16 protein-coding genes are annotated in these 21,783 nt (G+C 63.4%); 12 read left to right on the top strand and 4 right to left on the bottom strand.

From position 1 onward, the window contains the following. Positions 1-22: 22 nt before the first annotated feature. The 6 genes from ACFMO7_RS14880 to ACFMO7_RS14855 all read left to right on the top strand — a co-directional run bounded on the left by ACFMO7_RS14880 (position 23) and on the right by ACFMO7_RS14855 (position 9,935). The gene (locus ACFMO7_RS14880; protein WP_376796277.1) at positions 23-1,792 is read left to right on the top strand and encodes a long-chain fatty acid--CoA ligase; all 1,770 of its coding nucleotides are present in this window, start codon (positions 23-25) and stop codon (positions 1,790-1,792) included. 329 nt (positions 1,793-2,121) lie between these two features. Further along, the gene (locus ACFMO7_RS14875; protein WP_376796274.1) at positions 2,122-3,915 is read left to right on the top strand and encodes an acyl-CoA dehydrogenase family protein; all 1,794 of its coding nucleotides are present in this window, start codon (positions 2,122-2,124) and stop codon (positions 3,913-3,915) included. Between the two features lie 329 nt (positions 3,916-4,244). Then, the gene (locus ACFMO7_RS14870; protein WP_376796273.1) at positions 4,245-4,649 is read left to right on the top strand and encodes a MaoC family dehydratase; all 405 of its coding nucleotides are present in this window, start codon (positions 4,245-4,247) and stop codon (positions 4,647-4,649) included. 295 nt (positions 4,650-4,944) lie between these two features. Next, a complete protein-coding gene (locus tag ACFMO7_RS14865) occupies positions 4,945-6,141 on the top strand; it encodes a thiolase family protein (RefSeq protein WP_376796272.1) in 1,197 nt (398 codons plus the stop codon). Between the two features lie 2 nt (positions 6,142-6,143). Next, a complete protein-coding gene (locus tag ACFMO7_RS14860) occupies positions 6,144-8,609 on the top strand; it encodes a 3-hydroxyacyl-CoA dehydrogenase/enoyl-CoA hydratase family protein (RefSeq protein WP_376796271.1) in 2,466 nt (821 codons plus the stop codon). A gap of 396 nt (positions 8,610-9,005) precedes the next feature. Beyond that, entirely contained in the window at positions 9,006-9,935 is a 930-nt protein-coding gene (locus ACFMO7_RS14855) for a ribonucleotide-diphosphate reductase subunit beta (protein WP_376796270.1), read from the top strand. A gap of 484 nt (positions 9,936-10,419) precedes the next feature. Here the strand turns inward: ACFMO7_RS14855 and ACFMO7_RS14850 are convergent, their stop codons facing one another. Then, positions 10,420-11,529: an ABC transporter ATP-binding protein gene (locus ACFMO7_RS14850; protein ID WP_376796269.1), complete on the bottom strand. Its 1,110-nt coding sequence runs from the start codon at positions 11,527-11,529 to the stop codon at positions 10,420-10,422. A gap of 818 nt (positions 11,530-12,347) precedes the next feature. Here ACFMO7_RS14850 and ACFMO7_RS14845 point away from each other — a divergent pair. Next, positions 12,348-12,578, top strand: coding sequence for a hypothetical protein (locus ACFMO7_RS14845; RefSeq protein ID WP_052887657.1), 231 nt, complete (start codon positions 12,348-12,350; stop codon positions 12,576-12,578). Between the two features lie 595 nt (positions 12,579-13,173). Here the strand turns inward: ACFMO7_RS14845 and ACFMO7_RS14840 are convergent. Then, entirely contained in the window at positions 13,174-14,118 is a 945-nt protein-coding gene (locus ACFMO7_RS14840) for a methyltransferase domain-containing protein (protein ID WP_376796268.1), read from the bottom strand. 575 nt (positions 14,119-14,693) lie between these two features. Here ACFMO7_RS14840 and ACFMO7_RS14835 point away from each other — a divergent pair. Together ACFMO7_RS14835 and ACFMO7_RS14830 are read left to right on the top strand one after the other, a co-directional pair. Further along, on the top strand, positions 14,694-15,848 hold the full coding sequence (locus tag ACFMO7_RS14835) for a helix-turn-helix domain-containing protein (protein WP_376796267.1): 1,155 nt from the start codon (positions 14,694-14,696) through the stop codon (positions 15,846-15,848). 377 nt (positions 15,849-16,225) lie between these two features. Continuing rightward, positions 16,226-17,137, top strand: coding sequence for a hypothetical protein (locus tag ACFMO7_RS14830; protein ID WP_376796266.1), 912 nt, complete (start codon positions 16,226-16,228; stop codon positions 17,135-17,137). A 315-nt stretch (positions 17,138-17,452) separates the two neighbouring features. Here ACFMO7_RS14830 and ACFMO7_RS14825 read toward each other — a convergent pair whose 3' ends face one another. Next, positions 17,453-17,728: a helix-turn-helix domain-containing protein gene (locus tag ACFMO7_RS14825; RefSeq protein ID WP_376796265.1), complete on the bottom strand. Its 276-nt coding sequence runs from the start codon at positions 17,726-17,728 to the stop codon at positions 17,453-17,455. A 265-nt stretch (positions 17,729-17,993) separates the two neighbouring features. Between ACFMO7_RS14825 and ACFMO7_RS14820 the strand changes: the two genes are divergently transcribed. Continuing rightward, positions 17,994-18,290, top strand: a complete 297-nt coding sequence (locus ACFMO7_RS14820) for a hypothetical protein (RefSeq protein WP_376796264.1) — start codon at positions 17,994-17,996, stop codon at positions 18,288-18,290. On the opposite strand, the gene ACFMO7_RS14815 is transcribed toward ACFMO7_RS14820, so the two are convergent. After that, positions 18,254-18,952, bottom strand: a complete 699-nt coding sequence (locus tag ACFMO7_RS14815) for a response regulator transcription factor (protein ID WP_052887662.1) — start codon at positions 18,950-18,952, stop codon at positions 18,254-18,256. The genes ACFMO7_RS14820 and ACFMO7_RS14815 overlap by 37 nt on opposite strands. A 428-nt stretch (positions 18,953-19,380) precedes the next feature. On the opposite strand from ACFMO7_RS14815, the gene ACFMO7_RS14810 reads away from it, so the two are divergent. Continuing rightward, positions 19,381-19,791 carry a cytidine deaminase gene (locus tag ACFMO7_RS14810; RefSeq protein WP_376796263.1) on the top strand — a complete coding sequence of 137 codons (411 nt, stop codon included), beginning with the start codon at positions 19,381-19,383 and terminating at the stop codon, positions 19,789-19,791. A 387-nt stretch (positions 19,792-20,178) separates the two neighbouring features. Further along, the gene (locus ACFMO7_RS14805) at positions 20,179-21,348 is read left to right on the top strand and encodes a carboxylate-amine ligase (RefSeq protein WP_376796262.1); all 1,170 of its coding nucleotides are present in this window, start codon (positions 20,179-20,181) and stop codon (positions 21,346-21,348) included. The last annotated feature ends 435 nt before the right edge of the window (positions 21,349-21,783 follow it).

Below are 21,783 nucleotides of genomic sequence, written 5' to 3'. Positions count from 1 at the left end.
ACAGCCGAACGAACAACCCTCGATGAGCGCGACGGTGCAGGCCGAGGCGGAGCTGTTGGCGAAGCGGCCCTGGATCAAGCATTACGAAGAGGGCGTCCCCGTTCACCTGGAGATCCCCGACCAGCCCCTGACCTGGCTGCTTGACGAGACAGTCCGTCGTCATCCTGACAAGACCGCCTTCATCTATTACGGCACGCGCATCTCCTACGCGCGATTTGCCGCCCTGGCCAATCGCTTTGCCGCCGCCCTGCAGCGGCTGGGCATCAAGAAAGGCGACCGGGTAGCCATTGCCCTGCCCAACATCCCGCAGTATCCGATAGCCTTCTACGGCACCCTGAGGCTGGGGGCCATTGCCGTCCCGACCAACCCGCTCTACACCGAGCGCGAGATGCAGCACCAGATGGCCGACTCGGGGGCCCGTGTGCTCATCATGCTCGACATGTTCTATCCGGTAGTGCGGGCCATTCGAGACGAGACCGCCCTGGAGCACATCATCATCACCAGTCCCGCCGACTTTTTGCCGCCCATCCTGCGCACCCTCTACCCCTTGAGCCAGCGCCGGGAGCGGCACAAGCAGCCGCAGCCGCCCCTGACCAGAGACGAACTGCGCAGCGATCCCAGGCTGCTGCTCATGAGCGACCTCCTCAAGCCGAGCAGCAGCGAAGGGGTAGAAGTATTCACCGTACCCGACCCGCCGCGCAGCTCCGACCTGGCCGTGCTGCAATACACCGGCGGCACCACCGGCCTCTCGAAAGGCGCCATGCTTACCCATCGCAACCTGCTGGCCAACGCCTACCAGACGCGCTACTGGACCCCGCGGGCCCATGACGCGGGCGAGACCGGCCTCTGTGTCGCCCCCTTCTTCCACTCCTATGGGCTGACCGTGGGCCTCAACCTTGGCATCCTGGCGGCGGCCAGCATGGTTCTGCTGCCTCAATTCAAGCCCAAAGAAGTCGTGCGGGCCATCAAGCGCTACCGTCCGACCATGTTCCCGGGCATCCCGACCATGTACATCGCCATCATGCGCGAAGCCGGCAAAGACAGCAACGCCTTCCAATCGATCCGCTACTGCATCAGCGGAGCGGCGCCGCTGCCGGCCAAAGTGCGCCACGACTTCGAGAGCCTCTCGGGGGGGCGTCTGGTAGAGGGCTACGGCCTCAGCGAAGCCTCGCCCGTCACCCACTGCAACCCGCTCAACGGTGATGTACGCGAAGGCAGCATCGGCCTTCCCCTGCCCGAAGTAGAGGCCGCCATCATGGATCCCGAGAGCGGCAGGCTGCTGCCGCCGGGCGAGATCGGCGAGCTGGTAGTCCGCGGGCCGAACATCATGCAGGGCTACTGGAACCGCAAAGAAGAGACCGCGGCCATCTTCCGCGACGGCTGGATGCGCACCGGCGACCTTGGCAAGATGGACGAAGAAGGCTATTTTTACCTGGTCGAGCGCGCCAAAGACATGATTCTGGCCAGCGGCTTCAACGTCTACCCGCGCGAGATCGAAGAAGTCCTTTTCCGCCATCCCGCCGTTCAGGAAGCGGCAGTAGTGGGCGTACCCGACGAATACCGTGGCGAGACCGTAGCGGCCTTCATTGTCCTCAAGCCGGGCGTGGTGGCCAGCGACAGCACGCGGCAGGAGATTGTCAGCTTCTGTCGCAAGGAGCTAACGGCATACAAGGTCCCCAAGATCATCGAATTTCGCGAAAGCCTGCCCAAGTCTCTGATCGGCAAAGTCCTGCGCCGCGAGCTGCGCGAGCAATGGCTCCAGCAGCGGGGCGCGGCTCAGAAAACCAGCTAGCGTCGGGCCGGGCTGGGCCAGCCCGGAGCGGAGCTGGTCAGGAGCGGGATCGAGCCTGAGGGGCTGCCCTGGCTGGCTGGCTGACTGACTGGCTGGCCAGGGCCCCGGCTCGCCTGACCGACCTGACTGACCCGACCTGGGCCAGCCCGGGCATCAACACCAACGAAGACCAGCGAATCGACAAGCCAATTCACAGCAACACGCACACGGCTGGGACCTCGCCCAAGCCGGGCGACGCGGGAAGAAGCGAGCGCCTGAACAAGACAGCGAGCGGGCCGCCCGTGAGGCCAGCGCCGGCCTGGACCCAGCCACTGGAGGTACAACTGAGCATGTCTACGACGATGAAGCCCACCGAAAGCGGAACGGCCTTCCTGCTGACGCCGGTCAGCGAGAGTGCCGACAAAATATTCACCCTGGAGCAGATCGACGAGGAACAGCGCTGGATTGCCGAATCGGCCTCCACCTTTGTCATGCGCGAAGTGCTCCCCAAGCTCGAGGCCGTCGAGCATCAGGAGCCGGGCGTCATGCCCGCCCTGGTCAAGAAAGCCGGCGAGCAGGGCCTGCTCATGATCGACATCCCCGAGCAATATGGGGGGGCCGAGCTGGGCCTCCTCACCAGCGCCATCGTCGCCTCCTCCATTCACGAGGCTTCCTTCAGCGTGGCCTTCGGCGCCCACACCACCATCGGCACCCTGCCGATCGTCTTCTACGGCACGGAAGAGCAGAAGCGCAAATACCTGCCGAAGCTGGCCACCGGTGAATGGATCGCGGCCTACGCCCTGACCGAGCCGGGCGTTGGTTCCGACGCCATGAACCTCAGCACGACGGCGCGCCTCTCCGAGGACGGCAAATACTACCTGCTCAACGGCACCAAGCAATGGATCTCGAACGCCGGCTTTGCCGACCTCATGATTGTCTTCGCGCGCGTCGATGGCCAGCGGCCCTCGGCCTTCATCGTCGAGACAAGCTGGCCGGGCATCTCAACGGGCGCCGAAGAGCGCAAGATGGGCATCAAAGGCTCCTCGACGCGCCAGGTCTACTTTGAAGACACGCCCGTGCCGGTCGAAAACCTGCTGGGCGAGCTGCACAAGGGCTACAAGATCGCCTTCAACATCCTCAACATCGGGCGTCTCAAGCTGGGAGCCGGCGCCGTTGGTGGCGCGCGCACGGCCCTGGACCTGGCCGCCGCCTACACCACCGAGCGCCAGGCCTTCGGCAAATACCTGCACGAATTCGGCATGATCCAGAAGAAGCTGGCGCGCATGGCCGCCGAGACCTACGCCGCCGAAAGCGAGGTCTTCCGGACCGCCGCCAACATCGAGAACGCCCGGCGTGGAGCCGGAGAGCAGACCGAGCAGGTCTTCAAGGCCATCGAAGAATTCGCCATCGAGGACTCCATCGCCAAGGTCCACGGCAGCGAAGTCCTGGCTTTCGTCGTCGATGAGGGCGTCCAGATCTTCGGCGGCTACGGCTACATGCAGGAGTACCCGATCGAGAAAGCCTATCGAGACGCCCGCATCCAGCGCATCTTCGAAGGCACCAACGAGATCAACCGTCTGGTAGCTGCCGGCACCCTCTTCCGCCGCGTGCTGGGAGGCAAGATCGACCTCATGCAGCGCTACCCGGCCATCGAAGCGCGCATCAAGGCGGGCGAAGCCCTGCCGGCTCCCGGCGACGAGGTACCTGCCGAGCTGCGGGCCGCGGTCCACGCCGTCGAGCGCGCCAAGGACGTGGCCATCTACGCCGGCATGCGCGTCGCCATGCGCTACATGCAGGCCCTGGAGAACGAAGAGGAGTTCATCGAATACCTGGCCAACCTGCTCATCGACATCTACGCCAGCGATAGCGCCCTGGCGCGCGCCATCCAGGCCAGCCGCCGCGGCGACGAGAACGCGGCCCTGCACAGCAAGCTGGCCCAACTGGCAACCTGGCTGGCCCATTCGCGCATCCGCCTCAACCTGGACCAGCTCATCATGACCTACTTTGAGCCGGAGACGGTCGGCGAGGAGCTGGCCCGCGTGCGCGCCTATATCGGCGACTACCAGATCAACGGCGTGGCCCTGCAGCGCGAGATCGCCGCCGAAGTCGTGGCCAGGAAAGGCTATCCGCTGCCCCACTTCTAGCCGCCAGAGCGGGCAGGAGAGGCAGGCAGCAACGCTCGCCCTGCCCTGGCTCGCTCGCCAGGGCAACGAGCGGCCAGGCCAGCAAACCAGACAGACTCTCTCTCCTGCCCCCATAGCTATCCTGTGTGATAGCGTGACCGAGTGCCAAAGGCCGACGGCGGCTGGTGGACTGCGGGTCGGAGCCGCAGCGCCGGCACCTGGCCCGCCCTTCCGCCGCCGTCGCCGGCTGGTCATCTGGGGGAGCCTTTCCCCGCCCTTGTGACTGGCCGCCAGTAGAGCAGCCAGCCGGGCCAGCGGGCAGGGCAGGAAGGCCCAGGAGCAAGGAACCGATGGAGAGCACGAGCCAGCGACCCTTGCAGGTCGGTGATGTCCTGACCTGCGAACGCACCTTCAGCGAGCAAGACATCCGCCTCTTTGCCGAACTCTCGGGCGACAAAGGCCAGCACCACATCCAGCCCGATGCCCAGGGCCGGCTGATGGTTCAGGGCCTGCTCACCGCCAGCATACCCACCAGGTTGGGCGGCGACCTCAACTTTATCGCGCGCACCATGCAGATAGAATTTCTGCGCCCGGTCTTTGCCGGTGACTGTATACGCTGCGAAATGACCGTCAAGCGCCTGGAGCCTGGGGAGGGCTACCTCTCCCTGGAGCTAGCCTCTGTCTGTCGCAACCAGCACGGCAAAGAGGTGCTGCGTGGCAGCGCCCAGGGCATCATCCGCCAGCCGCCTTCCTGACGAACGAGCGGACTAAAGGGGGGAGCGGCAGCGGCAGCCGGCGACAGGAGCGAAACGGCCCGTCGGCGCCCTGGCCCGACCTGGCCTGACCCGAGGTAGTCCAGACCGGGCCTTCCTTCCCCTCAGCAGGGTCCGTCAGCCCGTCAGCGACCGGGCGAGCGGCTAGCATCCCACCCAGACCAATCAATATAAAAAAGAAGAGAGCCAACCTGTTGTGGGCGCTCCGCCGGGGCGGGCCGTCCAGGCAGGCTGGCCTGTAGCGTCACAACAAGCAGATACGAGGAGCAGATCCCCCATGATAGATGCTGTGATTGTCAGTGCCGTACGCACGCCGATCGGACGAGCCAACAAAGGGTCCCTCAAGGACGTGCGGCCCGACGACCTGGCGGCCTTCGCCATTCGTGGTGCTCTCGATCGCGTCCCGCAGCTTGATCCTGCCCTGATCGAAGACGTCATCCTTGGTTGCGCTTTTCCCGAAGGCGAGCAGGGGATGAACATGGCGCGCATCGTCGCCCCCCTGGCTGGCCTGCCCGAGACCTGTGGAGGCGTCACCGTCAACCGCTTCTGCGCCTCCAGCCTGCAGGCCGTCAACATGGCGGCCCAGAGCATCATGCTTGGGCAGGGAGAAGCCATCGTCGCCGCGGGCGTCGAGAGCATGTCGCGTGTGCCGATGGGGGGCTTCAACCCCAGCTTCAACCCGCGTCTCATCAAGCCAGCCGAAGGAGAGAAATACGACTGGCCCTATCCGCCCAGCGAGCAAGAGTACGGCTTCTACAGCTACATCCCGATGGGGCTGACCGCCGAGAACCTGGCGCGCAAATACAACATCAGCCGCCAGGCCCAGGACGCCTTTGCCCTGCGCAGCCACCAGCGGGCCATAGCCGCCATTGACAGCGGCTTCTTCAAGCGCGAGATCATCCCGGTCAAGCTGCCCGACGGGCGCATCATGGACACCGACGAAGGGCCGCGGCGCGACACCTCGTTGGAGAAGCTTGCCGCCCTGGAGCCGGCCTTCATCAAAGACGGGACCGTCACCGCCGGCAACTCCAGCCCGCTCAACGACGGAGCCGCCGCCGTCGTCCTCATGTCCGCCGAGAAAGCGCGTGAACTTGGCATTCAGCCGCTGGCGCGCATCGTGGCGATGGCCGTTGCCGGTGTCCGGCCGGACATCATGGGAATCGGGCCGGTGCCAGCCGTCAAGAAGGTGCTCCAGCGCGCGCGCATGCAGCTCAGCGACATCGACATCATCGAACTCAACGAAGCCTTTGCCGTCCAGAACCTGGCCGTCGTCCAGGAGCTGGGCCTTGACGAAGAGAAGCTCAACCCACACGGGGGAGCCATCGCCCTGGGTCATCCCCTGGGCTGCAGCGGTGCCCGCATCGTTGCCACGCTCATCAACGACCTGCAGACTGCCGACAAGACCCTGGGCCTGGCCACGCTCTGCGTAGGTGGCGGCCAGGGCGTCGCGACCATCATCGAGAGGTTGTCGTAGTCATGGGGTACCAGATTCGCAAAGCAGCGGTCATCGGGGCCGGCGTCATGGGGGCAGCCATCGCTGCCCACCTCGCCAACGTCGGCATTCCCAGCCTCCTGCTCGATATTGTGCCGCCTGACGCTGGCGAGGACCGCAACCGGGTCGCACGCACCGGCCTGGAGCGTGCCCTCAAGGCCCGGCCCGCGGCCTTCTACAGCAAAGACAAAGCCAGGCTCATCACCGTAGGCAACATCGAAGACAACCTGCACGAAGCGGCGCAGGCCGACTGGGTTGTCGAAGCCGTCTTCGAGCGCCTCGACGTCAAGCAGCAGCTCTACGACAGGCTTGAGCCGCTGCTGGGGGCCGAGACCATCGTCAGCTCCAACACCTCCGGCCTGCCGGCACACCTCCTGACCGCCGGGCGCAGCGAGCGCTTCCGCCGGCATTTTCTCATCACCCACTTCTTCAACCCGGTGCGCTACATGCGCCTGCTGGAGATTGTGCCTGACCAGCAGACCGATCCGGCCCTGGTCAGCTTCATGCAGGACTTCGCCACCGAAGTGCTGGGCAAGGGCGTGGTCCTGGCCAAAGACACGCCCAACTTCATCGCCAACCGCATAGGCGTCTACGGCTTCCTATCGACCATCCGGCGGGCCTTAGAGGAGGGCTACACCGTCAGCGAAGTCGATGCCATCCTGGGGCCGAGCATGGGCCGACCCAAATCGGCGGTCTTCCGCACCGCCGACCTCTCCGGCCTCGACACCCTGGTCCATGTCGCCGACAACATCTACGAGAACGCCCCCAACGATCCCGAGCGCGAAGTCTTCCGGGTTCCCGAGGTCGTGCGCGAGCTAGTGCGGCGCGGCTGGCTGGGCGAGAAGAGCGGCCAGGGCTTCTACAAGCGCGTCAAGAACGCCGATGGCTCATCGACCATCCTCGAGCTGAACCTGCAGACCCTGGAGTACCAGCCCCAGCAGAAGCCGCGCTTCGACTCCATCGGAGCGGCGCGCAACATCGAAGATCCTGCCGGGCGCATGCTGGCCGTTCTCAACGGCAACGACCGCGCCGCCCAATTGGCGCGCGAGACCCTGGCCGACTCCCTCATCTATGCCGCTCGCCTGGCGCCGGAGATTGCCGACAGCATCGTAGCCGTTGACCAGGCCATGCGCTGGGGCTTCAACTTCGACCTGGGCAGCTTTGAAGGCTGGGACATTCTCCTGGAGCATCCCGAGACCCTCGCCCGTGTCCTGCAGGCCCATCCAGCCTTTAAAGAGGTGAGCGGCGAAGGGCAGGTGCCAGCCGACCTCAGCGCCCTTGTTGAGAGGCACGGGGCCCGTCTGCCCGAGCTGGTGCGTCAGGTCATCACCCAGGGAGAAGGGCGCTTCTACAGCGGCCCCGTCGGCCAGCGGCGCTACTTCGACTTCCGCAGCGGCCGCTATCAGCCCGTACCGCAACTGCGCGGCAGCCTCTCCCTCAGCGTAGCCCGGGCCGAAGGCAAAGTCATCCGCGAGAACAGCTCGGCCTCGCTCATCGACCTGGGCGATGGCATCGTCTGCGTCGAATTCCACACCAAGATGAACGCCATCGACCAGGACATCATCGACATGCTGCACTACGCCGTCGAGGAGGGGCAGAAGCAGTACCGGGCCATCGTCGTTGCCAACGAGGCCCCCGACTTCTCGGCGGGCGCCAACCTCTTCCTGATGCTCGTCGGCGCCCGTAACGGTCAGTGGGAGATGCTCGAGCAGGCCGTCAACGCCTTCCAGCAGGTGAACATGCTCCTCAAATACAGCCCCATCCCAGTCGTCGTAGCCCCCACCGGGCGTACCCTGGGAGGTGGCTGTGAGATCGTCATGCACAGCAGCCACGTCCGCGCGCACGCCGAGACCTACATCGGCCTCGTCGAAGTTGGGGCCGGTCTCGTTCCCGGTGGCGGTGGCGTCAAAGAGCTACTCCTGCGCCACGGAGCTCGCCTGGAAGACCAGCAGGCCCGCGGTTCCGGAGGACCATTTGCCGCCCCGCGGCGCGTCTTTGAAATGGTAGCCACGGCCACCGTGGCCACCAGTGCCGTCGAGGCGCAGGAATACCGCTTCCTGCGTCGCAGCGACAGCATCACCACCAATCGCGACCTCCTGCTGCGCGACGCCAAGGCCGACGCCCTGCGCCTGGCCGAAGCGCGCGAAGCGGGACGCTGGCAGCCGCCGCAGCCAGCCATGCTGCTGCTGCCCGGGCCAGGCGGACGCCTGGTTCTCGAGCAGCAGATCGAGAACATGCTCCTCGCGGGCAAGATCAGCGAGCACGACGCTGTCATCGGCCGCCATCTGGCGCGCATCGTCACCGGCGGCAACACCTCGCCGCTGACGCCGCTCAGCGAGCAGCAGGTGCTCGACCTTGAGCGCGAGGCCTTCCTGAGCCTCTGCGGAATGGAGAAGACGCAGGAACGCATGCAGGCCATTCTCATGACCGGCAAGCCCCTGCGCAACTAAGTGCGCGCAGCTCGCGTCGCGGGCGAACAGCCAGGACCAGCGAGCGCATCGATCGGGCCAGGCTCAGTCAAGCGAGGCGGGGACCGTGGCCAGGTCGGGCCGGGCCGTCTGCCGCGCAGCCAGCGGCAGCCCGGTTCGGCCCGGCTCCGGTCCCAAGAGCCTACCCTCCGTCCGTCCGGCCGGAGCGCGGTCGGACCCGCAGCACCCTGGGGGAACAGCCCGGCGGCCACGGCCAGCCCGCAGCCGGGTCGTCCCCTGCTCTGCTGCACCGGCTACAGCGGCGTAGCGCTGCCAGTACGTGCACCAGGACAGCGGAATGCAGGACTGCAAAGCAGGATCGCCTCCGCGCAGAAGCGGGGGCCTAGCCGCAAGGAAAGGAAAGGAGCCGAGTCCATCATGGCGATCGACATCAGCAAAGCCTCACTGCGCGAGCTTGGTCAACTGGGAGGAGATGCCATCATCGTCGGCGAGATCGACGACAAGCTCGTCAACCTGCCGACCTATCGCGAACTCTACCACCGCTGGGAGAAACAGCAATGGAGCACCCAGGACATCGACTTCAGCGCCGACCGCCAGCAATGGAGCCAGATCGAAGAGGCGGCCCGTCCGGTGCACATCAGCGGCTTCGTCGTCTTCTTCCAGGGTGAAGTCAGCGTCACCCACACCCTCATCCCCTACTGTGCCGCCATGCCCAAAGAGGAGCAGCGCATCTTTCTCACCACCCAGCTTGTTGACGAAGCGCGCCACTCCGTCTTCTTCGACCGCTTCTTCCGCGAAGCGCTCGGCTTTGAGGGAGAGGACATCGAGGCCCTGCTCGTCCAGATTCGCCCCCTGCTGCGCGAGAGCGAGCGGCAGATCCTCATGGAGGGGCTGGTCGAGATCGGTCAGCGCATCCAGGCCCAGCCCGAGCAGCTCGAGCATCTCGTCGAGGGTGTCACCCTCTACCACATCATTACCGAAGGCACCCTGGCCCTGGCCGGCCAGCGCAGCATGCTCAACCGCAACAAGCGCATGGGCTGGTATCCGGGCTTCCAGCAAGGCTTCAACGCCATCGCGCGCGACGAATCGCGCCACGTCCTCTTCGGCGTGCGCTTCCTGCGCGACATGGTCCAGGAGGATGCCCATTATGCCGACGTCATCCGCCAGACCATTCAAAAATGGATGCCGCAGATCCACGACATCCTCTACCTCTCCGACTTCCAGCGAGCCTTGTTGAGCAGCTTTGGCGAGGACCCCGACGAGCTGCTCCGCTTCGGCATGAACTCGCTGCGCAAGAAGCTCAAGGTCATCGGCGTGGCCTCTGACTTCCTGCCAGCGGTCGCCTAACCTGGCTTAAGGCGCGGGCCTTTGGGGGGTGTGGAGGCCCGCGCCATCTCTCCCCGCTGGTTCCTCCAGCGTCCCTTCCGGTCCTGTCCTGTCCTGTCCGCGCCGATAGCTGGCCACCAGAGCAGAGGGAGCGGTCTTGGCGGAGCGCGCCATGCCGTCTGACAGGCCACCTCCAGTTGGCCAGGCGACCGTCATGACCCTGACTGGCCTGGCCGGTATCGCCTCGCCTTCAGCCCAGGTCGCCGCCCTGGTCAAGCAAAGCAGGTTGGGGCCGCTGCAGGACTTGAAGAGAAAAGAGCTGGCAGCGGGGCCGACTCCAGGGTGCGCCCTCCACAAAGGCCAGGGCCAGGCCGACAACGACAGGCAGCAAACCTGTCGGCCAGCCTGGCCCGATCTACTACCCTCTTACCCGTCTTATCAACCTGTCAGGTCAAGGGTCAATCGAGGCAGAGCCATCCTGGCGGATCAGAGCAAGCTATACAGGCTAGAAGTAGGCCTTCTCCGTCTCGGCGTCGAAGAGGTGGATCTGGTCGGGATCGACGTGCAGCCTCAACGGCTCGCCAACCACCGGATGCGAGCGCGGATCCAGGCGAGCCACCAGCGTCGTACCATTGACGGACATATGGACCTGCACCTCGTTGCCCAGATGCTCCACCACATCGACCGGCGCCACGAGCGTCGAAGCCGTATCGGCGCCCGCCGGAAGCAGAGCGGCATCGCGCAAATGCTCAGGGCGGATACCAAAGATCAACTGGCGTCCCTTGGCCGCCCGCGCCTTCTCCACATAGCGATCCGGCACCTGGACCCAGCCGAAGTCGCCCAGGGCAATGCCCACCCCGTCGCCGTTCTCCACCACCTGGGCGCCCGGGAAGAAATTCATGGCCGGAGAACCGATAAAGCCGGCCACGAACATATTGGCCGGATGGTCATACAGCTCCTGTGGAGGCCCCATCTGCTGAATCTCCCCCTGGTGCAGGACCACGATACGATCGCCCATCGTCATCGCCTCCACCTGATCGTGGGTCACGTAGACAAAGGTCGTCTGCACGCGCCGGTGGAGCTTAATGATCTCTGCCCGCATCTGCACACGTAACTTCGCGTCCAGGTTTGACAGAGGCTCATCCATCAAGAAGACCTGCGCATCGCGCACAATGGCACGCCCCAGCGCCACGCGCTGCCGCTGGCCACCGGAGAGTTCCTTGGGCTTGCGATTGAGGAGATGAGCGATTTCGAGGATCTCGGCGGCCTCCTGCACGCGCTTCTTGATCTCCTGGCGGGGAACGCCGCGAAGCTTCAGGCTGAAGGCCATGTTATCGAAGACATTCATGTGGGGATAGAGGGCATAGTTCTGAAAGACCATCGCCACGTTGCGCTCTTTCGGCTCCACGCCGTTGACCAGCATATCGCCGATGTAGATCTCTCCGGCGGTCGGCTCCTCCAGCCCGGCGATCATGCGCAGGCAGGTACTCTTGCCACATCCCGATGGACCGACAAGAACCAGGAACTCCCGGTCCTTGACCTCAAGGTTGATGTCGCGCACCACATCAACCTTGTCAAACCGCTTGTAAACGTGTACAAAGCTTACACGGGCCATACTAACTCCTTTTCGCTCTTGCTGGCAGATCCCTTCCTGAATCTGCCAGGGCCTTTGGTAAAGAGCTATCGCTTGGTGCCACGTTGCAACTGACGGCAAGGTCAGAAGGGAGTCAACGGGGCTTCTTCGCGCACCAATTGCCCAGCAAGCCAGGTCGAGCTTCTCCTCACCGACACCTGGGCAAGCGCTAAGTAGAGTATATACGTAATGCCCGGCGATTGCAATCAGCAATGCTCGCGGGCGGAGAGGAGCGGCAGCCAGCCAGGACGGCAGCCAGCGGGCGCGAGGAGAGCCGGGGGGCGCGCGCGGGTCCGGGCAGCAGACCCAGGCGGGGGACGAAGGAGGGCCGAAGCACCAGCAAGCCGGCCGACGTCCAGGTATTTGACTGTCAGCTTGCTTATTCGTCTATAGTATAGATTGATACACAAGACAAGACTAACCTCCTCCGGCGGCGGTGACCCGCCCAAAGGTCCTAACTGGCGAGGGGTGATTGGGAGGAGAAGGGCGCGCGGGCCTGTGTAACCGAGCTGTCTGCCTGTCAGCTTACAAAAGCAGATAGAGAGCCATAACGTTGCAGACATCGCTAACATAACATTGATTGAAATATGTGGTCTCTCTGTCAGATTTCAAAAAAGGTGAGGTTGCCTCTAGACAAGAGGAGATGTTTTCATGCATACTATGAGTGTGCGTTACCGAGTATGTTGCTAACAAGTAACATACATTGTTATCACAATCGCTGAGTGGCTATTGACATCGCTCAACCGCCGGGGATCGCCCTGGAGACCTTATTGATCCAGACCAGAGAAGGGGAGGAAACCATGCTGACGACCAAGGAACAGGGTAGCGAAGTCGCGCGCTTACTCAAGCAGATCAGTGATGAGTACGAGGCGGCGCAGCGCGGCCTGAGCGGGCTGGCCTGTGGCGTCTCGCGTCACGACTTCATCACGGCCAGGATGGAGCATCTGGGCCAGCTCCACAACCAGCTCCAGGCCATTGTAGGCGACGCGGCCATCGCCATGATCGCGGAGCGACTCAACACCCTGCACTAGGGAGCCGGCAAGGCTCTTCCGAAGGAAACGGCCCGCCGGGCCGTTTTTTTCTGCCCATGGGGGGTCAGCGCAGAGAGCGGGCGCAGCCGGCGCAAGCGCCGACACGGAAGAGAAAGAGAAGAAGAGAAGAGGAGAGGAGGGCAGAGGTGGAGGGGAGGCCACCCCTGCCCGCTGTGGGAGAGCAACGCGGATCGGAAACGCTATATCGCCACGAGGGGCGAACAGAGAGAGCGATTCTGGCCCTTCTCCCCCGAGCTTCTGGCCCCTCTGAGCTGGCGAGCGATTCTCTGCAGGGAGCTGCCTGGCGGGGGCGAGCGTCTGGCTTCTGCCTTTGCCCCGGGCTGGAGGCTGGGCGAAGGATCACAGGTCAGCGAGCCAGGGAGTCGGCGAGGTCGCATCTCCACCCAGGCCCTGAAAATGGCCATCCGCATCCTGCGAGATCAGAGTGATGATGAAGGATAACATTGGGAAACTCCCTTCCTTCCTCCCTCATCAAGGCAGCGTCCTGCCAGACCTGCTCACCCGTTGATAGGCTCTATGGCCCCAGGCCGCGCTGGTCACCGGCGAGCATGCCGTTCCAGGCAGCGAGGCCATCTCAGGAAAGCACCTCCTCCAAAGAGAGCAAGCGAGGCTCCGACTCGTCGAACGCCGCAGTCAGGGCCTCCTCCTCGCGGGAGGCGCGCCGACCGGGCCAGACACCACTCACCACGTACTCGGTTTCCTCGTAGAGGAACGTGTCCTGATCGAAGACATTGTATTCTTCATCGAAGAAGCACTGCAGCCAGGCGGTCAGATCCTCCGAACTCAAGCCAGGGGCGCCCTCGCAGACGAACCATTCGGCGATTCCCTGCAGATAGGAGCGGTAGTCTGGAGAGAGAGGATAGCGGCGCTGGATCAAGTAGGTCTTCTCCTCGATCTCCTCGTAGCCGGCCTCGCGGAGATAGCCAGCCAATTTTGAGCCGACCCAACTATCTTCGAAAGGATAGCCATGCTCAACGCGAACGCGCTCCCAGCGCTCGCGCGCCTGGAAGACGCGGGCCTGGAGGCCGGGATCAATCGTATGGAAGCGCAGCGTCCCGAAGTCGATGTCCTTGACGATCAGGCGGCCCCCGGGCGCCAGGTACTGACCGAGCGTCTTGAAGGTCTTAACAGGCTCTGGGAGGTACTGGCTGACATTGGCGCTGAAGATGGCGTCAACGGAACCATGCGCGAGAGGCAGCTGCTCCAGAGGAGCGAGCTTATACTCGACCTGGGGGGCGTACCAGGTGCCCGCGCTGCGTCGCCGGGCGGTGACCAGGGCTTCGACCGAGATATCCACGCCGATAATGCGTCCTTGGGGGCCGATGGCCCGGGCCAACAGGGGGATCCAGAGGCCGGGGCCACAGCCGGCATCAACCACAAGGCTTCCCGCCTTTAGCTGGAGATCGCGCACCATCCGTTCGCGCTCTGCCGCCTTGCAGCGGTGGTGCATTTCCAGCCAGGCGACCGCATTGAGAGGAAGCCCGCACTCGTTACCAAAGACCGGATTATTCGCTGCCATAGTACAATCCTCGCCTTCGCGCACGTGGCGCAAACAAAGGTTTCTTCAATGGTGAGGAGAGTATAACATGCGGGCCTCTGAGAAGACAATAGTGTATGTACATTTGTAGGAGTTTTGTAATACTTTGTTCATAATCCAGCCGGCGCTAAAAGGCTGCAAGGCGGCCTATCATGCAATCCGACACGCGGCCACGATGCACGAACACTGCACGCCATAAGCTGAGAAGCCGCTTGATGCCGCTTCCCATCTGGCTCGAGCCTGTCTGTCCCGATATTAAAATGTTGTAATAAATAGAAAGGATGTATGAAAGTGCGTTCATGTTAGAAAATGCTCTGGTAATCTGCTCCTTCGACGTGATATAATCGACTCAGGCAAATCCTTTCCCAGCAACCATATCAGGCAAGACAAGAGCAGAGACAGGCACTTCTTCGAAGCCGCCTCGCAGCGCACGCACGCACGCTCACAGACAGCGCACCTTGATCCGCCGTTCGTCCGTAGCCGCAGCCGGTGCCCCTGCTGGTCTGGTGGCAGGTAAGTGCACCAACAGGTAAGGTAAGGAAGGAGCAATCAGTCAGATGAAGCAAGGACACGACTCTTCCCGCCCGCCGCGGCGCAGGCAGCGGGTTGGCGGGCCAGAAGCGCGCCCGCCGGCGCGTACCCGCGGCCGTCACGCGAATCCGGGGGTAGCCAAACGTGGTCGGGGCCGGAGCGCGGCCCGCTCCGTTGAGGCTGCTGACTCGACTGCTATGGGCCTTACTCCCTTCAGCCTGACCCTGCAGCGCATTCTCAAGCGCGATCGGGCGCTCATCGCCCAGCTCGCCGGCTCGCTGGGGGTCTCGGAAAACACCATCTATCGCTGGATGAATGGCCAGTCTGAGCCACGTCCCACCTATCTGAGGCAGATTCTGGAGGTCATGCCCGAGCATCGCCGCGAGCTGCAGGAGGCCATTGAGCAGAGTTTCCCCAATGTCCTCGATCTGCCGCCGGTCGGAGAGCTGCCGCCGGTTGAGCGCGAGCTGTACCGTCAGGTCCTCGAGCTGCGCGCGACGATCGGGCAGGACGACAGCCGGCGCTGGCAGATGATCGAGCTTATTTTCGAGGCCGCGATTAAGCATCTTGATCCTGAGCAGCGCGGTCTGGCTCTGACCTATGCTGAGCTGATGCCGCCCCGCCCTGATGGGATCCACTCCCTTTATGAGGCCGAGATTCGGGCCACCAGCCCCTGGGTAACGACCCAGGAGAGCCGGGCCTTTCTCGGCAGCACGACCCTGGCGGGGACGGCGGCCATGCTCCAGCGCCTGCAGGTCTGGAGTGAGTTGGACCGTGAGCAGCGCCATCAGTTCGTGGCCGAGGAGTTCGAGCGCAGCGCCTGCGCCTGTCCGGTCCTCTTTGCGAGCCGCTGCTCTGGGGTGCTGATTGTTTCCAGTACGCGGGCTGATTTCTTCTCGCCCTCGGTCTGCCAGGCTGTCAACGAGTATGCCCTGCTGGTGGCCCTGGCCCTGCCCGAGTCCGCTTTCTACGATCCTTCGCTGATCCATCTGCGCCCAATGCCCGACATTCGCTGGCAGCGTGAGGAGATCAGCCGAACCTTTGTCAATCGTGTCATCGCCTACGCGCGTCGTTTCCAGCTCTCCCGTCCCGAGGCCGAGCGGCGTGTTCGCATGGAGATGGAGGAGGAGTTTGAGCAGTTGGCACCCACGCATTTCGCTCTCTCGACGGAGCGGCCATAGAGGGAGGCAATCCAGGCAGTGCTTTCTATCCCGCCTTGACCTGGTGGCCTGTTCTCATGGGCGGGGGCAAGGCGGAGAGGCAGCCTGCAGAGGGCGAAGGCCACTGTGCACGGCTGCGTCGGGCCGGAAGCGCTGTCGCGCTTCAGCAGCGATCTCTTCTTCTTCCAGGCCGGGAAGCTCTGGGTTGACCTGGTTGGCGTGGGCGAGCCGCGGACAGGCGCCCCTGGCCAGCAGGCCGGAGGTGGTGCCCCTGTTCCCTCCCGGTTGAGACTCGGCCTTTTCCTTGACAGAGGGGGCATGATCTGCTAGCTTTTTATTAAGACGAGCAGCCAGGTCAGGTCTATGCTCACGATTGACTCTCTTTGAGGAGCAAGCCCATGCAGTCTCCAGAGCCGGCGGAGGCCTCGCAAGGCGGCGGCCAGGCTGGGCACGAGCCGGAGCAGAAGGCTGCTGCCGGAGCGCTGCCGGCCAGCGCCCCTGAGGCGGCTGCGCGCCAGGGAGAAGCGCAGCCGGAAGGGCAGGGGCAGCCCTTGTCGCCTGCCGCCTCAGAGTCAGCAGGCGACTTTGTTTATCCGCCGCCACCAGCCTTTTATGAGCGCCTTGTCCCCGCAACGGACAGGCGTCAGCCGTGGGTGCAGGCCGGCGCTGCCTCCCATATAGGGCAAGCCGGATCCGCCCCCGCCAGCAGCCAGCCACCGTTTCCCCCAGCGCGACCCCCGTCTCCTCCCCTCACAGCTCCGGAGGCACCTGGTCCGACGGGAGCGGCTCCCTTTGTCCCGCCGCCTCCCGCGACCTCTTCGGCGGGCAGGCCGCCGGGCCTGGCCCCAGTTTCGGCCACCCCTGTCAGGCGCTCGCGACGCCTCATCTGGATCTCGCTGGCGATTCTGGCCGTGGCCCTGCTGGCCTGTATTGGAACCGCCGCCTGGACGTTTGTCGGCTCGCTCAGGCAGATTCAGCAGCAGTATAACGGCCTGACGGCGCTGGTCGACGACTACTATGGTGATATCCAGCGCCAGGACTACGTTCACGCTTTTCAAGATCTGCAGCCCGGGGGCTTTCATGCTCAGCTTACCCTGCAGGAGTTTGTCCAGGAGGGGCATGACTTCGATAGCCGCTACGGGCCGGTCCTGAGCTATCAAATCCGCTCGCTGCCTAATTTCGGCCTGGATGAGGGGCCGACCTATACCGTCGAGGTCGATGTGACCCGCAGCCACCTTTCCTACACGGTCTTGCTCACGGTACGTCAGGTAGGAAGCGGCTGGAAAATTATCGATTTCGATCGCCTCTGAGGCGCCGGAGCGAGCGTCCCTATGGTCCAGGCAAGCCCTGGTCCGGCCTGGCCTGTGGACGTATGCGCCGTCTGCTCTCCCCGACCGGCACCATCGCGCCGGCCCGGCCCGCTCTCATCTCCGGGATGGCGACCCGCCGCGGGCAGGCCGGATCGGCTGACGAGGGCCAGCGAGAGGGCCTGCGAGTCGACAGGGGAAAGGAAAGCGAAAAGCGAACCGGACACGTGGAACGTTCTGCGTCCGGTTCGCCGTGGAGGGCGCAAACCAGTCAATGATGTGTGAGTTTGTCGAGACGTGGTAGGGTAGTCTGGCAGACTAGCCGTTGTGCGCCGTAGAAGCGTTCTGGTTATTCTGGCCGGAGAGCCGCGACTGAAGCTTGGCCTGTAGCCTGGCCACCGGCGTCGGTGTCTCGCGCCCCACACAGGCGCGCAGGTCGCCGCGGTAGAAACGCCAGGTGCTGCCGACCTTGTGCCCCGTGAGCTGGCCCGACCACATCAGGCGATAAAGAGTTGAGCGGCTGACCCGCAGGTAGTTCATGGCCTCTTTAAAGGTCAACAGAACATCGTCATCTTGCATAACTGGCATTGCCATCGATTCTCTCCTTACGACCGATTGATGAGTTCACCGCTCATAAAGAGCATTGCTTGAATACTGAGAGCTATATGTAGATATATTGCCTCAACGCTGGTTATCCTAACCTACCTTGATACACTTTTTTATGGAGATCCGGTTAACATCGGGTTAATTTTTGGCCTCCGGCGTTCCGTATTCATAACCATCGATCCTCGGAAGCGGCGCCCCGGCGAGGCCGGGTGGCGGCTGGGGGGGCCGGTGGTGAGGAGAGAGAGGTGGTGAGGTGCCCCTGACAGAGGGGAAGCTGCCGCGGGCTATCTCCTGGGGCTTCCCTCCCGATGCTGGCCGGGCGGAGACCTGGACTACGGGAGCGGTGGCCAGGCCGGCCAGGCTGATGAGCGAGGGGAGAAAGAGAACGGTATGTGGCCCAGCGCGGCGCGAGGTCCTGCCGGTGGCGGTGGCGGTAGCGGTCCGTCTGCTGACCTGGCTGGGCCGAGCCAGCGGGTGGGACCTCGCTGGTGAAGCTTTCTCTCTGCAAGGCTCTCACGACTCAACGGGTGTTGGGGCGGTGAAGGTATAGCCAACGCCGGGCACGGTGGTGATGTAGCGTGGCTGATTGGCATTCGGCTCGATCTTCTGGCGCAGGTGGCGGATATGGGTCTTCACCAGGCCCGAATCGCCGGCCTCGTCGTAGCCCCAAACACGTTCGATAATCATATCGGTGGTCAAGACCTGGCCCGTGTGGGTCATCAGCAGATGCAGCAAGCGGCTCTCCGTGGGAGTCAGACGGATCTTCACGCCATCGCGAACCACCTCGTGGCGCATGGCGTCCAGCGAGAACGGTCCCACGGTGATCGTTGACGAGCTGGCGGAGCCGCGCACGTTCGAGGCCCGGCGCAGGATCGCCTTGATCCGTGCCAGCAATTGACGAGGGCTGAAGGGCTTCCGCAGATAATCATCGGCTCCCAGCTCCAGCCCACGAATCTCGTCCTCCTCCTGGTCGTGGGCTGTCAGAATCAGCACCATCGAGTTGGTCTCGTTGCGCATCTGGCGGCAGACCTCGAAACCGTCGATCTTGGGCATCTCAACATCCAGAATCACCAGATCGGGCAGCGTCTCGCGCCATCGCTTGATCGCCTGCTCGCCGTCAAAGGCGCGCACCACCTCGTAGCCATGCCCTTTGAGCCAGTAGCTCAGGATGTCCACCATATCGCGGTCGTCATCCGCTACCAGGATCTTCACGTGTCTTTCCTCCTGATTTGCAAGCCTGTAGCTGCGCTTTTCCCCCACTGGGGATGGATCGGCGTGTGTTCGTGGCTGTAGCTAGCCGGTCGAGCTTTCACTGCTAGTAACGGGCTGTGCTCAGGGCGGTAACAGCATGATACAATCTGGGCTATCTCCAGTCACCTGAGTAGCTAGTCCGTCGTGGGAATCCTGGACCTCCCCCATTGAGGGGTTGGCCCGCCCTACCGGCCCGACGGCCACCTGAGCGGGGTAGGAAGATTGCTTCTCTCAGGCTAAGAGAGGAAGATCAGGACGAAGCGGGTAAAGCGAAAAAGGAGGCGGGAGGCAGAGCGGGCCGGCGGACATGCTGGCTGGAGGAGGCCACTGCCCTTTGGAGGTGGCCAGCAGCAAGCAGACCGAAAGAGGAAGGAGCACGCCTGCCAACCATGACGAGTGCCCAATCTGAGACACCAGGACGAGAAGAGTTGCTGGCTCTGGCCCGCGCGACCGCCCTTCTGGCACATGCCCCCTACTCGCGCTTCCGCGTTGGCGCGGTGGTCGTGGCCGATGGCCAGCTCTATCGCGGGGTCAATGTGGAGATCTCGAGCTACGGGCTGACGCTCTGCGCGGAGCGCGCGGCCCTGGCCGCTGCTCTGAGCGCCGGTGCCCGTACGATCAGCCACCTGGCTGTGGCCTGTATCGATGCCTCTCCTACCGCCCCCGCCGCGGCGCGTACCCCTTGCGGGGCCTGCCGCCAGTGGCTGGCCGATCTGGCCCCCCAGGCCATCATCTATATCGATGGCCTGGCCGAGAGCCTGACGGTGCCGGACCTGCTGCCCTACGCCTTCGTCCTCTAGCCGGCGCTAACCAGCCAGCCGGTCGAGCAAGCGGGTCAGCCAGCCAGCTTATCTGTCTGTATGGCTGTCTGTATGCCTTCCTGCCAGGCTGGCTGGCTGAGGGCAGGCGGGGGACCGAAAGGAAGATCTTCTTTCTTCGCCTCCTCGCTGCTCGCCTGGTTGGCTGATGGAAGGGCTTGCCAGCCGGGTGCGAGATGTCGGCTGACCCTGTTCTTCCCTCAGCACCTGCTTTTATCTCCATCGATACGATATCTGGTGAAAATGATCGATTTCTGGTACAATATAAGCAGCGTGTTCCAGCATGGCTGATTGCTGGCCATGCCGGCCCCAGTAAGGAAGTGTCCCTTGCCAGCCGGTTGCTTGTTCCTTCAACGCTGAGGAGGACATATGTTCCGAACATACCAGCTGCCTACTCCTTCCATCGGAATTGAAGAAGAGTTCCAGCTTGTCGATCCGCAGACAGGCCGTCTTATGCCCGGCGTCCACGGCATTCTTGAGAAAGGAGCCTCTCAGTTTGGTGAGCAGATCAAGCCCGAGATGCTGCAATCCACGATCGAGCTTATCAGCCCGATCTATCCCAACATCACGGCGGCACGCCTGGAGACGCAGCAACTGCGTGCCCGCTTGGCGCGGCTGGTGATGGAGGAGGGTCTGGCCCTGGTCAGTGCTGGCACGCATCCGGGCGGCTTGTGGCAGGAGCAGCAGCGATCGAATCATCCTCGCTATATCGAGCTTGAAGAGGAGTTTCAGGACGTAGGCCGCTCGATTCTCATCTTTGGCCTCCATGTCCATATCGGCGTCGAGAACAACGACATCGCCATTGCTCTGATGAACCAGATTCGCACCTGGCTTCCCCATCTGCTGGCGCTGTCGGCCAACTCGCCTTTCTGGGGCAACCGTATTACCGGCTTGAAGTCGTACCGGGCCGTAGTCTGGAAGCGTTTCCCGCGTAGCGGCCTGCCGGAGGTCTTTCCGACCTGGGGCGATTTTGATCGCTATGTGCAGGCGCTCATCGAGAGCGGCTGCATCGATAATGCCAAGAAGATCTGGTGGGATCTGCGCCCGCATCCGTTCTTTAAGACGCTCGAGTTTCGCATTTTCGATATGCCCGCCACTCTCGAGGATACGCTGGCGCTGGCGGCTCTCTGTCAGGCTCTGGTGGCGAAGCTGACCTGGCTCTACAAGCACGGCATGGGGCTGCACGTGATGCCGCGCGATTACCTGGAAGAGAACAAATGGCGTGCCATGCGCTACGGTCTCGATGCTCAGGTCATCGATTTCGTCAATCATCGCACGCTGCCCATGCGCGATGCCATCCACGAGCTGCTTGACTTTGTCGATGACGTGCTCGACGATTTGGGCACGCGCCGCGAGATCAACTACTTGCGTTTCCTGCTGGATGATCCCCGCGGCACCGGCGCCGATCGTCAGATCGCTATCTGGAACGAGACCCACAGCTTCCTGGCTGTCGTTCGCTACCTGATCGAAACGACGCTCGAAGGTATCCCTCTCGATTCCTCGTCTGAGCGCCAATCGCTGATAGGCCGCTCCGAGTAAGTGCTGTCAGTCAGCAAGTAAGTTAAGTAAGGAAGGGCCTGCTGCTCATTGGCTTTTTCGTGGTCCGGCAGTTGTACTGTCAGCTCCTACCGATGTTCCCGATTGTGCGGCTTCTCCCGGTGGGTGACGACTCTCGCTGGAAGAGAGGGAGGAGGCTTGTCGCCCTCCTTCTGGGCAGCGAGAGGCGTCTCTCGCCCGAAAGGGTCTTGCGGCCTCTGGCTCTGGGGCTGCCTCGTTCTTGGCCTGTCCCCCGCCCGCCGCCTGGCTGGCGGGCCACCCGGCCGCCTTTCTGCGGGTGGCGGCTTGCGCTTCCTCGCGGGAAGGTGTATACTTCTCGGGAACAGACCACGAGCCAATACTGTGGAGAAGACAGAGCGCTCGCCTCCCTCCAGGGCGAGGAGCTGCTCTTCTCCCTGTTCCAGGAGTTTCGAGTAA

This window comes from Thermogemmatispora sp. (assembly GCF_042408735.1).
In the GTDB taxonomy this organism is placed as follows: domain Bacteria; phylum Chloroflexota; class Ktedonobacteria; order Ktedonobacterales; family Ktedonobacteraceae; genus Thermogemmatispora.
Note: the sequence above shows the minus strand (reverse complement) of the source record. Positions and strands in the feature narration are given on the sequence as shown.